The organism is Rhizobium sp. LARHSG275 (genome assembly GCF_052871115.1).
The window spans coordinates 1-15,388 of sequence record NZ_JBIXJN010000005.1; the positions used below are offsets into that span (position 1 = coordinate 1).

General features: G+C 61.0%; 13 protein-coding genes. 3 read left to right on the forward strand and 10 right to left on the reverse strand.

Annotated elements, in window-relative coordinates:
• The 3 genes from ACIPSK_RS07190 to ACIPSK_RS07200 all read left to right on the forward strand — a co-directional run.
• Positions 1–358: integrase core domain-containing protein (locus tag ACIPSK_RS07190; protein ID WP_446532737.1), on the forward strand; the 358-nt coding region annotated here is incomplete at its 5' end.
• Between the two features lie 351 nt (positions 359–709).
• Entirely contained in the window at positions 710–2,110 is a 1,401-nt protein-coding gene (locus tag ACIPSK_RS07195) for a selenium-binding protein SBP56-related protein (protein WP_446532738.1), read from the forward strand.
• A 24-nt stretch (positions 2,111–2,134) separates the two neighbouring features.
• Complete coding sequence (locus ACIPSK_RS07200) at positions 2,135–2,803, forward strand: hypothetical protein (protein ID WP_446532739.1); 669 nt, start codon at positions 2,135–2,137, stop codon at positions 2,801–2,803.
• Between the two features lie 234 nt (positions 2,804–3,037).
• Here the strand turns inward: ACIPSK_RS07200 and ACIPSK_RS07205 are convergent, their stop codons facing one another.
• The 10 genes from ACIPSK_RS07205 to ACIPSK_RS07250 form a co-directional block, all read right to left on the reverse strand.
• Positions 3,038–4,744, reverse strand: a complete 1,707-nt coding sequence (locus ACIPSK_RS07205) for an adenylate/guanylate cyclase domain-containing protein (protein ID WP_446532740.1) — start codon at positions 4,742–4,744, stop codon at positions 3,038–3,040.
• Positions 4,745–5,135: 391 nt separating this feature from the next.
• On the reverse strand, positions 5,136–6,182 hold the full coding sequence (locus ACIPSK_RS07210) for an ABC transporter ATP-binding protein (protein WP_446532741.1): 1,047 nt from the start codon (positions 6,180–6,182) through the stop codon (positions 5,136–5,138).
• Between the two features lie 13 nt (positions 6,183–6,195).
• A complete protein-coding gene (locus tag ACIPSK_RS07215) occupies positions 6,196–7,896 on the reverse strand; it encodes a glycoside hydrolase family 32 protein (protein WP_446532742.1) in 1,701 nt (566 codons plus the stop codon).
• Positions 7,897–7,898: 2 nt separating this feature from the next.
• On the reverse strand, positions 7,899–8,792 hold the full coding sequence (locus ACIPSK_RS07220) for a carbohydrate ABC transporter permease (protein WP_446532743.1): 894 nt from the start codon (positions 8,790–8,792) through the stop codon (positions 7,899–7,901).
• Positions 8,785–9,717: a carbohydrate ABC transporter permease gene (locus ACIPSK_RS07225; protein ID WP_017967544.1), complete on the reverse strand. Its 933-nt coding sequence runs from the start codon at positions 9,715–9,717 to the stop codon at positions 8,785–8,787. The genes ACIPSK_RS07220 and ACIPSK_RS07225 overlap by 8 nt, the downstream gene beginning before the upstream one ends.
• A 72-nt stretch (positions 9,718–9,789) precedes the next feature.
• Complete coding sequence (locus ACIPSK_RS07230; protein WP_446532904.1) at positions 9,790–11,082, reverse strand: ABC transporter substrate-binding protein; 1,293 nt, start codon at positions 11,080–11,082, stop codon at positions 9,790–9,792.
• A 46-nt stretch (positions 11,083–11,128) separates the two neighbouring features.
• Positions 11,129–12,139, reverse strand: coding sequence for a LacI family DNA-binding transcriptional regulator (locus ACIPSK_RS07235; RefSeq protein WP_446532744.1), 1,011 nt, complete (start codon positions 12,137–12,139; stop codon positions 11,129–11,131).
• Positions 12,140–12,314: 175 nt separating this feature from the next.
• The gene (locus tag ACIPSK_RS07240; RefSeq protein WP_446532745.1) at positions 12,315–13,064 is read right to left on the reverse strand and encodes a ribonuclease activity regulator RraA; all 750 of its coding nucleotides are present in this window, start codon (positions 13,062–13,064) and stop codon (positions 12,315–12,317) included.
• A gap of 20 nt (positions 13,065–13,084) precedes the next feature.
• Positions 13,085–14,248: a mandelate racemase/muconate lactonizing enzyme family protein gene (locus tag ACIPSK_RS07245; RefSeq protein WP_446532746.1), complete on the reverse strand. Its 1,164-nt coding sequence runs from the start codon at positions 14,246–14,248 to the stop codon at positions 13,085–13,087.
• 33 nt (positions 14,249–14,281) lie between these two features.
• Complete coding sequence (locus tag ACIPSK_RS07250; RefSeq protein ID WP_446532747.1) at positions 14,282–15,379, reverse strand: ABC transporter ATP-binding protein; 1,098 nt, start codon at positions 15,377–15,379, stop codon at positions 14,282–14,284.
• Positions 15,380–15,388 lie beyond the last annotated feature (9 nt).

The following is a 15,388-nucleotide window of genomic DNA, read 5'->3' on the forward strand; positions in this document are numbered from 1 at the left end:
CATCCAGTTCACCAACCGGGCCTGTGACCAAAATGCTTTCCAGCACATCTTCGACCGAGTCTGTGAGGAATACGAGATCGAGCATCGCCTGACAAAGGTTAAGCACCCATGGACCAATGGGCAGGTCGAGCGGATGAACCGAACGATCAAGGAAGCTACTGTCAAGCGCTTCCACTACGACGATCACGCACAACTGAAAAAGCATCTCGCCGACTTCATCGACGCCTACAATTTTGGGCGCAGGCTCAAGACACTAAAGGGACTCACCCCCTACGAGTTCCTCTGCAAAAGGTGGACTTCCGAGCCAGATCGATTCATCATCGATCCTATCCATCAAATGCCGGGACTAAACACCTAGCGGCCACCTCGATGATCTCGCCACCCTTGTGTGCGCATGTTGGCAATGCTGAATTCGCCGGCCGCTCAATGTTGGGATAACAGTATCACTCGTAACGATGGCTTCGCATGGCCGCCGGGCATCGATTTTTTGAAGCCAACCAAGCTCCTCGTAGAATCTGTAGTCCATGTCATTGATTCCTCTTCCGGTGCAAATCGAGATTGTAGTTCTCTAGAATCCGTGAGATTCTTCAAAGTCGGATGAAAATAGCGTGCGAACAACAAAGCGTCTCGACGTTTTCGGCGGGCGTCCAAACGCAGGTCGTGCCCTGATTGTCTGACGGGCTGCTTAACCCGCCAAGGGAGGACGACGATGACTGTACGGCCAGACCGGACTTTCCACGCGACTGCCAAGCTCGCAATGCAGGCGCCAGTCGAAAATTTTGCGTACACTTTGATGTTGAGTCCCGACTTCTCTCGGCCTGATGGATTAGCAATAGTTGACGTAGACCCGAAGTCAAAGGACTACGGCAAGGTCGTCCATAGCGTGATAATGCCAAACAAAGGCGACGAGTTTCACCACTTCGGCTGGAACGCGTGCTCTTCGGCCCTTTCGCCGCTGAACGGTCACCCGTTTCTCGAGCGCCGGTTTCTGATCATTCCCGGTATTCGATCTTCGCGCATCTACGTAATAGACACCAAGGGCGGACCGACCAAAGCCAAAATCCACAAGGTCATCGAGCCAAAAGAAGTGTTTGCCAAGACGGGCTATTCTAGGCCTCATACGATTCACTGCGGTCCGGAAGGTATTTATGTCTCGACGCTCGGGGGCGGTGGCCCTGAGGGCACCGACGGACCTCCCGGCATCTTTGTCATGGATTGCGAGACGTTCGATGTCATCGGGCGCTATGAGATCGATCGTGGGCCACAGGACAAGCAGTATGATTTCTGGTGGAACCTGCCACGCGACTACATGGTATCGAGCGAGTGGGCACTTCCGCCGCAGTTCGAGAAGGGCATCGTCCCGGAAGATCTCCTGTCGAACAAATATGGACACCGGGTGCATTTCTGGGATTTGCGCGAACGCAGGAACGTGCAGACCATTGATCTGGGAGCCAATCACCAGATGGCACTGGAAGTCCGCCCCGCCCATGACCCGGTAAAAGAATACGGTTTCCTTGGAGTGGTCGTTGACACGACAAACCTTGAGGGATCGATCTGGACATGGTGGCGCGCGGACGGCAAATTTCATTGCGAAAAGACGGCGACTATCCCGCCCGAGGCAGCCGCGAAAGGTGACCTCCCCCCGCTTTTGCAGGGCTTCGAGGCGGTCCCGCCGCTGGTAACCGACATAGACCTATCGCTCGATGACCGCTTCCTCTACGTATCCTGCTGGGGGACCGGTGAGATGCGCCAATATGACGTCACCGATCCTATGAAGCCTAAGGTTGCAGGGTCCGTCCATATTGGCGGCATCACGCGCAAGACCAAGCATCCCGGCGGCGGCGACTACAGGGGCGGACCGCAGATGGTCGAGATCAGCCGCGACGGCAAACGCGTTTACTGGACCAACTCCCTGTATTCGACCTGGGATGACCAATTCTATCCCGATGGCATCCCGGCAGCCATGGTCAAGGCCAGTGTCGGCGAGAACGGTGGGATCACCCTGGACAAGGACTTTTTTGTCAAGTTCCCCGAGGGGTATCGCTCGCACCAGATTCGTTTGGAAGGCGGCGATTGCTCAACGGATTCATTTTGCTATCCATCGGTGTAACGGACTGCTCGGATCAATGAAGCGATGAGCGAGTGGACGACTGCCGGGTCTCTCTGGTTGGCCGTCATCGCCAGCGGCATTTATCATGGCGTCAACCCCGGCATGGGCTGGCCGTTGGCCGTCTCGGCCGGACTGTTGGACAGACGTGCCAGCGAATTGTTCCGGGCGCTCGGCCTTTTGGCAATGGGCCACTTTGTGGCGATGATTGGCATCCTGCTGCCCTTCGGCGCGATGCTGACGCTGATTGTCTGGGAACGACAGATCCGCATCGCAGCCGGGTTGATCGTGATCGCAGCCGGAATCTATCTCTTGATCAACCGGCGCCACCCGCGTGTTCTTGCCCGTATCCCGCCGGCGCAACTGGCGTTGTGGTCCTTCGCGGCTGCCACAGCGCATGGCGCCGGGCTGATGCTGGTGCCAATTTATCTAGGCCTGTGCTTGGCCGCGGAACCGGATGTCGGACACCGAGCGGCTGCCACGCTCATGACTGGTAATCTGATCACCGCTACCGCCGTCTCCATGGTCCACGCGGCCGCTATGATTGTAAGTGGCGGCGTTATCGCCATTGCCGTCTATCGATGGCTCGGACCCAAGTTCATCTCACAAAGCTGGTTCAATCTCGATATCGTGTGGGCCGCGAGCCTGATCCTGGTGGGGGGAATTGGGATCGCGAGTCTCGGATTCACTCAGTAGGCCTGAGGCCCTCGATGGTAATCACAACCTTACGGTATGATGAATTCGGGGCTACGGGCTCGTCGCCACCATGATGCAAGCGGTCCAGCGGAAAGTCATGCGAGACTCGGGCTGGTTGACGCGTTTGGTGGAGCGTCTGACGAAGCTTGGCACTGCGATCCAGACCACCGTTCTCGCGCAGCGCATATCCGTTGATAAAGTCCTCGAACGCCTCGCGATTGTCCCCACCCGCTGTCACATCTCCGGCAGGCCGGCCTTTCGAAAGCCGTCGACAAAGTGGTCTCGTACAGATGCATCGCGCAGCGGCTGGGAGCTGAGCCAATGGCCGATCGTGAAATGAGGGTGGGCGATCAGGAACAATTCTGCTTCTCGCCGCGCCTCCTCAAGGTGGCCCAACTGCGCAAGCGTAGCAGCCAGGAATTTGCGTGAGTTGGTACGATACGTGTCTTCCCTGCGGAGTGTCGCGGCTGCCGCCTCATAGTCACGCGCGGCGTACTGCGCCTGCCCAAGATGACAGAGATACCAGCAGGTTGGATGGGGATTGAGCCGCAGAGCTTTTTCGATTTGCGCTAGTCCGTCGGCAACCCTGCCGTCCAGCACGGACATGTCCGACATGGCGGCCCAGGTGTCGGCGTGGTTGGGGTCCAGCTCCAGGGCCTTGGCGAAGGCTGCCTCCGATTCCTCCCATCGCCGCTCATAAGCCAAAATGGTCCCCAGAACGTAACGGCAGCCGGCATCGTTGGGATCTAGGTCGACCGCCTTCTGCGCGAACGTCATCGCCATCAGACGGTTAGGATCTTCGGGCTCGCCGAAATGAGTCCAGGCAAGCCAACGGTTATAGGCGAGCAGACCGAGCGCCTCGGCATATGATGGCTCGAGCTTAACCGCGCGTTGGAGCAACATATAGGCCTCACGCTCAGTTTGCGGCGACTCCTCCGTCAGGAGGCGAGCGCGCACACACAGATCGTATGCCTCAAGGTTCTTCGGCCGATTGCGCTGCTTCGGGATGGTCAGCCGGCCGACGAGGGCTTCAACAATCTTGCCGTTAACTTCATCCTGTAATTCGAAAACATCTTCCACCGTCCTGTCAAACCGGTCGGCCCACAAGTGCTGGCCGCCAAGCGCGTCGATCAATTGGGCATTGATGCGGACACGGCCCATTGCGCGTCTGGCGCTCCCCTCCAGGACGTAGCGGACGCCGAGTTCCTGGGCGACCAGCCGCACGTCGACCGGCTTGCCCTTGTAGCGATACACGGAATTGCGCGCGATGACGAACAGGCCAGCCGTACGGGAAAGGTCGGTGATCAGGTCTTCGGTCAAGCCGTCGACGAAAGGCGCGTCCGCTTCATCCCCACTCATATTCGTGAACGGCAATACAGCGATCGAGGGACATTCGGGCAGCGGCAATGTGCTCTGCAGCGCATCCGGCCAATGCCACACGCGGACCGGGCGAGTCAGGTTCTTTAGGTAACGTTCGCCTGCATCAAAGAACCGGTCGCCGATCTTGCCGACGATCTCGCCGTGAACTTTGGCTGAAATGCATATACCTCCCGGTGCGGCCTGCGTCTCGAGTCGCGCCGCGACATTGACGCCGTCGCCGAGGATGTCTGAACCGTCGTCAATGACATCTCCCAGATTAACGCCTATACGCAAAAGCAGGCGCCGGTCTCCGGAAGCCTCAACAGCAGTGGTGGCCCGTTGCATTTCCAATGCTGCTGCGACCGCGTCGACCGCGCTACCGAATTCGATTAAGAATCCGTCGCCCATGACCTTGAAGATGCGACCCTTGTGGCGCTTTACAGCCGGCTCGATAACGCCAGAACGGAGTTCCCTGAGGTTCGCCAGCGTTGCGACTTCATCAGCCTCCATCAGGCGTGTATAACCCACCACATCGGCAACGACGATGGCGGCAAGGCGACGCTGAATAGATTGGTCCGTCATGTGAGGACAAGCCTAATGACCAAATTAGCAAGTTATTGTTCAACCGCAGGTAAGTCAACAAATCGTAAGAGGTAATATCCAGGCGATCTCCACCTCCATCGAGCCGTAATCCTTCTTTGTGACGAGGTGGACGACACGGAAATGAGTATCCACGAAAAGCGGACGGTTCTTGAACGTCTGGTGATGGGCGGGACGGTCCGGTCGCTGCTGCCTGCACCGCCCGCGGAGCACGTTTGGCAGGCGCGTGGCAACAGATCGCCGTGCAATTGGCTAATTCGATCAACTGAAGGGCCGAACACCCAAAACTAAGATGTCGCAAAGGCTGGATGGCACCGGCACCGAACCACGCCCGTCAAATGACGGACGCGGCTCAGCGGGAGGCGCCGGGGGATCAGCCCAGCCGATTGCCTTCGGCGGAGAAGAGGTGGATTTTCTCGGATTTGGGCGCGAGGTGGATTTGCTGGTCAGGTTTTAAATCCACCCGTCGGTGCAGCACGATGGTTGCCGTCTGCGTGCCGACACGCACCGAAAGATGGGTCTCCGCACCGGTCGGCTCAACAGTCAGCACGGTGGCCGGAATGCCCGTCTCCGCAATGTCGAGGTCTTCCGGACGGATGCCGTAGGTGCGCGCCGCGCTTTGGCTCAATTGCGGCGGAAGCGGCAGGGAAACACCACCTTCGATACGGAAGCCGCCGTCGCTGACGCCGCCCTCGAAAAGGTTCATCGACGGCGAGCCGATGAAGGCGGCGACGAAGGTGTTATCTGGGCGGTCGTAGAGATCGAGCGGCTTGCCGATCTGCTCGATGCGGCCGGCGCGCATGACGACGATCTTGTCGGCCATGGTCATCGCCTCGATCTGGTCGTGAGTGACGTAAACGATGGTCGTGCCAAGGCGCTGATGCAGCTCCTTGATCTCGCTGCGCATGGTCACCCGCAGCTTGGCGTCGAGGTTGGACAGCGGCTCGTCAAAGAGGAACACTTTCGGATGGCGTACGATGGCGCGGCCCATGGCGACGCGCTGGCGCTGGCCGCCGGAAAGCTGTTTCGGCAGGCGCTCCAGCAGGGGTTCGAGTGCGAGAATGGCGGCGGCTTCGCTCACCAGCTTGTCGATTGTCGCCTTATCGCGCCCCTGCAGCTTCAGGGCAAAGCCCATATTTTCGCGCACCGTCATGTGCGGATAGAGCGCGTAGGACTGGAACACCATGGCGATATCGCGCTCCTTCGGCGCGACGTCGTTGACGACGCGGCCGTCGATGCGGATTTCACCGCCGCTGATATCCTCTAGCCCCGCCAGCATGCGCAGAAGCGTGGACTTGCCGCAGCCGGACGGCCCGACGAGTGTGACGAACTCACCGTCCGCGATATCCGCGGAAACCCCGTGGATAACGCTGGCCGCGCCGTATTGCTTCAGAACCCGGTCGATTGCCACCGATGCCATTGTCTGTCCTCCCTCACAGTTTCAATTGCCAGACGCCGGCCGCGGCGACGGCGCCGGTGAGCGTTGCCGAACGTGCGGCGGCAAAGCCCGGAATGCGTTTGGACCCGGTCCAGCGGCCGTTGTCAGCGAAGACCTCGATGGAGCCGGCATCGAGGAAGATGCGCAGGCTCGACGGTTTCGCCCCGGTGGCGACGTAACGTGGCGGCGTTTTACCGGTGCGAGCGTCGAAGACAATCGCCAGACCATCGGCATCGAGTTTCACGCCTAGATCGACATCCGGATGATCGAAGGTGAGATCGAAGGCGGCGCCCGGCTCGGTGAGATCAAGTACGATCTCGACGGCGCCGGTGCCGAGCGGCACGGTCTTGCCGGCGACAAGCGCGGTGTCATCAAGCAACTGATGGCGCAGGCTTTCGACGGCTGCAACCGGTGGGGTCAGCACGGTGTCGCCATCGAGAAGCACGCGGCGCGGCAGGGTCATGGTCGTCGGGAAATCATCCTTCTTGGAAAAATCCGACCAGTTGGCGAGCCAGGCGATGCCGACCGGTTCGTCGCCATCAACGAAGGCCTGGAAGGCATAGGCATCCGAACCGAAATCCAACTCCTGCTCGAACTCCGCCGTGAAGGTGCGGCCATCGAAACCGCCGACGGTGACGGAGGTGAGGTTGCGGCGGCCCGTGGCCGGGTCGCGGCTAGTGAGCAGACCGAAGATCAGCGCCCAACGGGTTTCTGCGTTTTTGCCGGAAAGCGGTACCATGCAGGGGCATTCCGCCGCCGTCATGCCGAAACCATCCTCGCGATGGATGATGCCGAGGAAGGTCCAGCCATCGGCGCCTTGCGCGTCTGCGGTTTCATAGAGCAGTACGACGCCGCCCTGCCTGTCACGGCTGCCGAGCAGCATCTTCCAACGGCCGTCCGGGCCTTTGAAGACATAGGGGTCGCGGAAATCGGTGGTGAGGTTCAAGCCTTCCGGGCGCAGCGGCATCACGATTTCCGGCGGGTCGGCGACAATGCCGTCGCGGCTGACGGCGGAAAGCTGGATTTGCTCTTCCGGTTGCCGGTCACGCACATGCTCGGTGTAGAAGACGCGGATTTCCTCGCCTTCCGGGCCGGTACCGGGGATCGCCGAGCCGGAGAAGGCGCCGCCGCGGCCATCGTCCTTTTCCGATAGATGCGCCGCCGGGAAGAGGAACATGGGCAGATGCGTCCAGCGGACGAAATCCTTCGAGACGGCATGGCCCCAGTGCATAGTGTTCCAGCGCGGCTCATGGGGATAATGCTGGTAGAAGAGGTGAACGTTTCCGCCGAACCGTCCAAAACCGTTCGGATCGTTCATCCAGCCGAAGGGCGGGCGGAAGTGGTAGCTGTCGGGCACGTCGGGGGCGGCGGTGCGGGCATCGCTGTGCAGGAGGCGGATGCCCTCCTTCATCACGGTTTCCGGCCGGAAGGCATAAGCGACGGAGAGCGCTGTGGTTGTCGCATCATAGGACAGCGTGGCACGACCGCCCTTCGCGAGCGTCACAGCGAAGAACTCAAATTCCCCCGTGCGGCGGGTCGAGGGCTCGCCGATGTCGTTGCCATTAACGGCTACGAAGAGCTTCGCCTCGCCGCCCGCGTGGCGCGCCTTCAGCCACAGATGCAGCATCGTGCCTTCGGGCAGCGCCGCTTCGATGGTTTCAGGTGCTGACGTTTCGGATTTTGCCTGCAGAGACATGATCAACCTTTCACGGCGGAGCCGACGAATGAACTGACGAACCAGCGCTGGAAAGCCAGATAGAGAATGAGGACGGGGATCATCATCAGCACCGAGGCGGCCATGGCGCGGTCCCAGTAGATGCTGTCCTGTCCGAAGAAGGTGGCGATGGCGACCGCAATCGGCCGAGCATAGTCGGTCTGGGTGACCAGCGTCGGCCAGAGATACTGGTTCCAGCTTTCGATGCCCATGAGGATCGAGACCGTGGCGAGCGCCGGCAGGCTGAGCGGCATGTAGATCGACCGGTAGATGCGGAAGGCAGATGCGCCATCCATTTCCGCCGCTTCATAGAGTTCCTTCGGCAGCTGCGCGAAGAACTGGTAGAACAGGAAAACATAGAGCGGGCTTGCCACCCAGGGCAGGATCTGCACCGCGAAGGTATCCGTCAGCCCCGCCCGCGACATCATGACGACGAGCGGCATGATGATGCTTTCCTGCGGAATGACATAGAGCGCGACGACCAGCGCCAAGAGCGCCGCCTTGCCGCGCAGCGAGCCCCAGGCCAGAACGAAGCCCGCCATGGAATTGACGATCAGGCCCGAGACGACGGTGGCGACGAGGATCACCAGCGAATTGAAGAGATATCGGCCATAGGCCAGCTCGCCGGAGAAATGGGCGATCTCCTTGTAGTTCGACAGCGTCGGGTCGCTGACCCAGAAGGCGCGGAAGCTGCCCATGTCGGCGAGGATGCGGAAGCGGTCGTCCTTCAGGCTGGCGATCAGCAGCATGAACAGCGGCGAGATCATCACCAGCGCGATGACCAGGATGCAGAGGCTCTGCACGATGCGCAGGCTTCTCTTGCCGTTGTCCCTTGCGATTGCCAGCGGGACGGGCTGGGTCAAAGCGAGATCAGACATCGAAGCGCCTCAGGAGTTTGCGCTGCAGGAGCGCGATCAGAAGAACGATGACGAAGAGGATGACGGAAACGGCCGATGCGTAGCCGAGTTTCTGCTCCTCGAAGCCGGCGCGCACCATGTAGTGGACGACGGTTTCGGTGCTTTCGTTCGGGCCGCCCTGGGTGAGGATCGCCACCTGCGTATAGAGTTTGAAGGCCTGGATGGTCGTGATGACCAGCACGAAGACATGGGTCGGGCGAAGGCCGGGCATGGTGACGTGCCAGAAGCGGCGCAGCGCGCTTGCCCCGTCGATGCGGGCGGCATCGTATAGTTCTTCGGGAATGCCCTGCAGGCCGGCGAGATAGATGATCATCTGAAAGCCATAAGCTTGCCAGGCTGAAAGCAACACGATGGAAAACATCGCCCAGTTGGGGTCGCCGAGCCAGTCGATCGGCTGAATCGTACCGCCGGAAACGAAACCGACGATCTGGTTGAGCGGGCCGCTCGGATACTGGAACAGCGTGCCCCAGATGACGCAGACCACCACCATGGAGGTGATCGCCGGCAGGAAGAACAGGCCACGCAGCAGGTTTTGCATCGGCAGCTTCTGATGCAAGAGTAGCGCGGTCAGGAAGGCGAGGCCGCACTGCAGCGGCAGCACCCAGACGGTGAAGCGCGTGACGTTCCACAGCGAGGTCCAGAACAGCGGATCGGTGAAGACGCGCTCGAAATTCAGGAGGCCGACGAAGCGCACCGGCGTCGGGCGCGGCACGAGCGGCTGGTTGGTCATCGCCGTCCAGAAGGACAAGAGGAACGGCGTGATCAGGAATATCGCCATAAGCAGAAAGGCGGGCGCGATCATCGCCATTTCCTGCCAGAGCCGCTGCTTGTCGCGGCGTTTCGCCGGACGCCGCAAAGCGGGCGTGGAGGTCTGTTGCAAAGTCATTGTTTCCTCCTCATCGGTCATCCTCCCGAGATGGACAGGGCCGGCAGGACGAGCCGGCCCCGTTAAAACCCCTTACTGCTGCTCGTCGAAGGGCGGGTAGCCGGCGTTGTCCTCGATATCCTCGTCGATCTTCTTGGCAGCGGCCGTCAGCGCTTCCTGCGCATCACCACTGTTGAAGATCTTGTCGACGGCCTGCATGAAGGCCGAAGTGATCGTCGGATAGGCCGGGTGCGGCGGACGGGCGATCGCGGTCTTGGAAGCCTGCTCAAAGGCGATGGCGAGCGGACCGCCTTCCGCATAGAGCGGGGATGCGGCGGCGAAGCTCTTCAGGCCCGGATAGGCGGACTGGGTCTTGGCGTACTCCCGGTACTCCTTGTCCTTCAGCAGGAAGCTCAGGAACTTGCCGGCGATCGCAGGGTTTTCCGAGGTCGCGGAAATGCCCCAGATCCAGGTTCCGTTCGGGCTCACGCCCTTGTCGCCGATCTTCGGCAGCGGCATGACGACGATATTGTCCTTCATCGCTGCCGATGCCTCCGCGTAGAACCAGTGGCCGCCCATGGCGAGCGCGGCCGGCTGTCCCTCGGCGTAGAACTGGTTGGTGCCCGACGAAGTCGGCACGACCCAGCCCTTCTTCACCCAGTCCTGCATCATCGTCAGCGCCTTGACGCAGGCCTCGCCATCGAGCGTGCCGCTGGCCTTCCAAGTCTTGCGGTCGATCAGGTCGCAGCCGGCGCTTTCGAGCAGGGGGCCGTAGGCATAGGTGATCCACTCGGTCTTGATGCCGTAACCCCGGAAGGTGTCGATCGGCCATTTCACGCCTTCAAGCTTGGAAAGCTTTTCGAGATAGCCTTCGAACTCCTCGCGGGTCCAGGCATCGTCGACCGATTTCGGAATGCGGGCGCCAATGGCTTCAAGATATTTCTTATTGCCGTAGAGCACGACCGAGGAGTCGGTGAGGCCGATCGCATAGAGGTCCTTGTCGATCGGATAGGTGCCCTGGGCGATATTCGAATCCGTCATGTCATCGAGCAGGTCCTTGTCAATCAGCGGCTTGACGGGTTGCAGATAGCCGGACCAGACATAATTGGCGAGGAACGGAGCATCGAGTTCCATGATATCGGGCAGCTGCTTGGCCATGACGGCGGCGCTGAACTTTTCGTTATAGGCATCGTGCGGCGCGTAGATCATCTCGATGTCGACATCGGGATTGGCGGCCTCGAAGCGGGCGGCAACATCGCCATAGGCCGTCACCCAGCCGGGATCGCCCTGGTGCATGACGTGGATGACGGTCTTCGCCTCGGCGAAACCGGCGGTCGCGACCAGCGCGGCGGACGCTAGGAGCGCGTAAAGTAAACGATTACCCATTGAGATGCTCATTGATATTCTCCTCCTGTTAGACACTATTCGATGTTCAGACGGATGCCCGTTCGACCAGATGGAACGGCAGTTTCCGCAGATGCGGCGGTTCGGGCTGCTCGGCCAGGAGGATCTCCATGGCAAGGCGGCCCATGGCGCGGTGCGGCAGGGCCATCGTCGTCAACGGCGGGTCCAGCCGCGAGGCAAGCTCGACCTGGTTGTCGAAGCTTGCCACCGCGATATCATCCGGAATGCGAAGGCCGGCGCGGGCGAGCGCCGCATAGACTTCCATCGCCACGCGGTCATTGCCGCACAGGATGGCGTCTGGCCGTTGACCGGATGTCAGAAGCGCCTCCACATGAGAGGCAACAAGGCTTGGCGCGCGGTCGCTGTAGACGCTGCGGCGCACCGCCGGCAACACGCCGACGGGGTCGATGCCCCCCTCCTCAAGCGCCGCACGAAACCCCAACTCGCGCAGCGTGCCGGCGAGAATGCCCGGCAGATTGATAAAGGCGATGCGCCGGCGGCCGGCGGCGAGCAGATAACGCACGATCTCCCGCGCGCCGCCCTCTTCGTCCGGCACCAGTGCGGTGACGCGGCCGGCAGCCTCGCGGCAGTTGATCATGACGCCGACGGCGCCCGCCAACCTGTCCGACAGGGCGACATGCTTGTGGTACATGGCGGCATAAGCAACGGCGCGCGGCCGGAACTGCTGCACCTCGTCGAGCACCGAGCCGATAGACTGGCCGCTTCTGTGGTTGACCGCAAAGACCGCCATGCCGGCGCTGCGGGCCGCCCCGTCGAGGCCACGGACGATCTCGGTGGCGAAGGGCGAAGTGATGAGGCCGTCGGAGACGACGCCGACCAGCGGCAGCCAGCCCTGACGCACGCCACGCGCCGCCAGGTTGGTGACGTAGCCGAATTCTTCGGCAATGGCCTTGATCTTCTGGCGCGTGTCGTCCGACATGCGGGCGGAGCCGCCGTGCAATGCGCCGGAAACGGTCTTTACCGAGACGCCCGCACGTTCCGCGATGTCAGAAAGCGAGACTGCCACGATCTTCATCATCCTTGGGTTATCGATTACCCAATAGTGGCAGCGGACGCGTTTTGTCAAGCGGATTTTAGGCGCACTGCACACGCCAATCAGGTTGCCGCCGGCATTTGATGGAGAACGCCAGCCTTTCTCGACACGGCGCGCAAGTGGTGCGGCAGGTCGCCGCCCGCGTGGGGTAATCGAAAGGCTAGCTTAGGGTCCCCAAGTGGTTTGTTTTGCGCCACTCGTCGTACTCTCCGCGGGCATCGTCATGCAGCGGATAGTAGCGCTGCAACGACCCGCCCTCCATAAGCTTCACTCGCGAGAACTCCTCCCAATCGTGATGCTTTTGCGACTCTTCGATGACCTTCGAGGCCATTGCGACTGGAAGCACCACCACGCCGTCGTCGTCGGCGACGATGATGTCGCCGGGGATAACCGTGACACCGCCGCAGGCAATCGGAACGTTGACGGCATTGGGATAGATGCTGGTCTGCACATGGTAGTTTGGAGTCCAGCCACGCAGCCATAGGGGGAGATCCAGCTTCTCGACATTGGGCCGATCGCGCATGCACCCGTCGATTACGATGCCAGCGCCGCCTCTGCCTTTGAAATAGGTCGACATCATATCGCCAAAGACGCCCGAGCTCATGTCGCCGCGCGCGTCGACTACGACCACATCGCCCTCCTGCGCGTGATAGAGCACGTGCCGGTGCAACTGCGTCTCCGGATCGGCATATTCTCCCTCGGTGAAGAGGTCCGGCCGCTGCGGCATGAACTGGAGCGTCAGCGCCGGCCCGACGATCGACTTCCCGCGGTTCTGCGGCACGGGACCGACCATGTGCGGATTGCGGAAGCCCATGTGGCCAAGCGTGCCGGCAACCGTCGCGGCGCCGATTTCCTTCAGCGCGTCGATCATATCTTTGGGCGGCCGCGTGATGTCGGGAGTATGCGTCATTTTAGACTCCGTTGGATGAACTACCAGTTCGTAACAGAACCGTCGCGGCGCTTCAGGTGAGGCGCTTCCCAGAACCGAAAGCTCTCCGCCTTGACCGCCTCTTCGTTGACCTCGACGCCGAGCCCCGGCAGATCGCTGACCGGATAGTCGGGGCCGTCCAGCCGTGGTTGCACGGGGAAGAAGTCGGAATTGTCGAAGCCGAGCTTTGCTTCGGGCGCCCTGGTCTCGAGCCAGGCGAAATTCGGTACCGCGGCGGCGAGATGGATAGTCGCGGCCGTGCAGACTGGGCCGAGGGGATTGTGCGGCATCAGGTCCACATAGTGCGCCTCGCTCCAGCCAGCCACCTTCATCGCTTCGGTTAGCCCGCCAACATTGCAAACATCGAGTCGGTTGAACTGATGGATGCCGCGCTCGATGTAGGGCAGGATCTGCCACTTGCTGGCAAATTCCTCGCCGATGGCGAACGGGATGTCCGTCATCGTACGCAGGGATTCGTAGGCCTCCGGTGTCTCGTCTCGTATCGGCTCCTCGAGGAAATCAAGTACGCCACGGTCGAGCTTGTTACAGAAGCTCGCCGCCTCTGCGACCGACAGCCGATGATGATAGTCGACGCCGATGACGATCTCGTCACCCAGCGCCTCGCGCGCCTTGTTTAGCATGGCTGCGGTCGCGCCGATCGACTGGCGCGGCTCAAAGATATCCTTGCTGTTTTGCCCGATGGGAAAGAAGCGGATCGCCTGCCACCCCTGTGCGCGTAGTTCGCGGGCTCGTTCGATCGCAACATCGCCCTCCGCCTCGTCACCGGTCGAGGCGAAGGTAGGAATGCGGTCGCGCTGCTTGCCGCCCAGCAGGTCGTAGGCCGGCACCCCCAGCGCCTTGCCCTTGATGTCATGAAGGGCAATGTCGATAGCGGAAATCGCCGCCTGCAGAACGCGCCCGCCTTCGAAGTATTGGCTGCGATAAACTTCTTGCCAGATCCGACCAATCTGCATCGGGTCGCGGCCGATGAGAAACTCGCGATAGTGCTCGATCGCGCCGACCACGGCCTTCTCGCGACCGCTCAAGCCGCTCTCGCCCCATCCGAAGATGCCGTTGTCGGTCTCGATCTTGACCAGCATCTGGTTGCGGGTTCCTACCCATACCGGATAGGGCTTGATCGCGGTGATTTTAAGCTTCGTAGTCATCCACACCCTCGTTCCAGACGCATCGGCTCTGTCTCAGTCGGCCTTGAGGGCCATTTCTGTTTCGCCGTCGAACAGATGCATCCGCTCCTGGTCGAACTCGAGCCAAATCGGCTCGTCCGGCGCAACGGCAATGGTCGGCGGCACGCTGACATTGACGATGGCGCCAGACAGGAACGCCTGTACGAAGGTGACGTCTCCGGTCGGCTCGACCGTGTAGGCCTTGGCAGGAAGGCTTCCTGGCACCGCAATCTTGTGCAACTTGATCGTCGAGTGACGTGCGCCGAGCACGACTTTCCTGGTGGTTGCCCTCGCGACCTTCTGGGCGTTATGTGGCGAGAGTTCGAGGCGCCAGCCCTCCGCGCTGGTCAACACCGTATTGCCGCTTGCCGTTGCTGCCTCCAGCGGAACGAGGCTCATCGCCGGGCTGCCGACGAAGCTGGCGACGAACATGTTCACCGGATGGGCAAAGACCTGCGCCGGTGAATCGTATTGCTGCAGGTAGCCGCCGTTCATCACCGCCATCCTGTCGGCCATGGTCACGGCTTCGAGCTGGTCGTGCGTCACATAGATGATCGTTGCCTTGAGGTCCTGGTGGAAACGCTTGATTTCCGAGCGCATCTGCACACGCAGCTTCGCGTCGAGATTGGAGAGTGGTTCATCCATCAGGAAAACCGCCGGATCGCGAACGAGGGCGCGGCCGAGCGCCACGCGCTGCTGTTGCCCGCCCGAAAGTTCGCGCGGCTTGCGCTCGAGCAGCTGCGTCATGTCGAGCACGCGCGCTGCTTCCTTGACCTTCCTGTCGATCTCGTCCTTTGGCAGTTTGCGCATCTGCAGCGGGAACGCCAAGTTTTTGTAGACCGATTTCTGCGGATAGAGCGCGTAGTTCTGGAACACCATTGCGATGTCCCGGTCCTTGGGGTCGAGGTCGTTGACCACCCGGTCGCCGATGACGATGTCGCCCGATGTGATGGGGATCAGCCCCGCCACAAGATTGAGCGTGGTCGTCTTGCCGCAGCCTGAAGGGCCGACGAGCGCAACGAATTCGCCGTCATTGACCGTCAGCGAAACATTGTTGACAGCTTTGAAGCTGCCATAGGTCTTGACCAGATCTTTGAGGACCACGTGGGCCACCGGCAACTC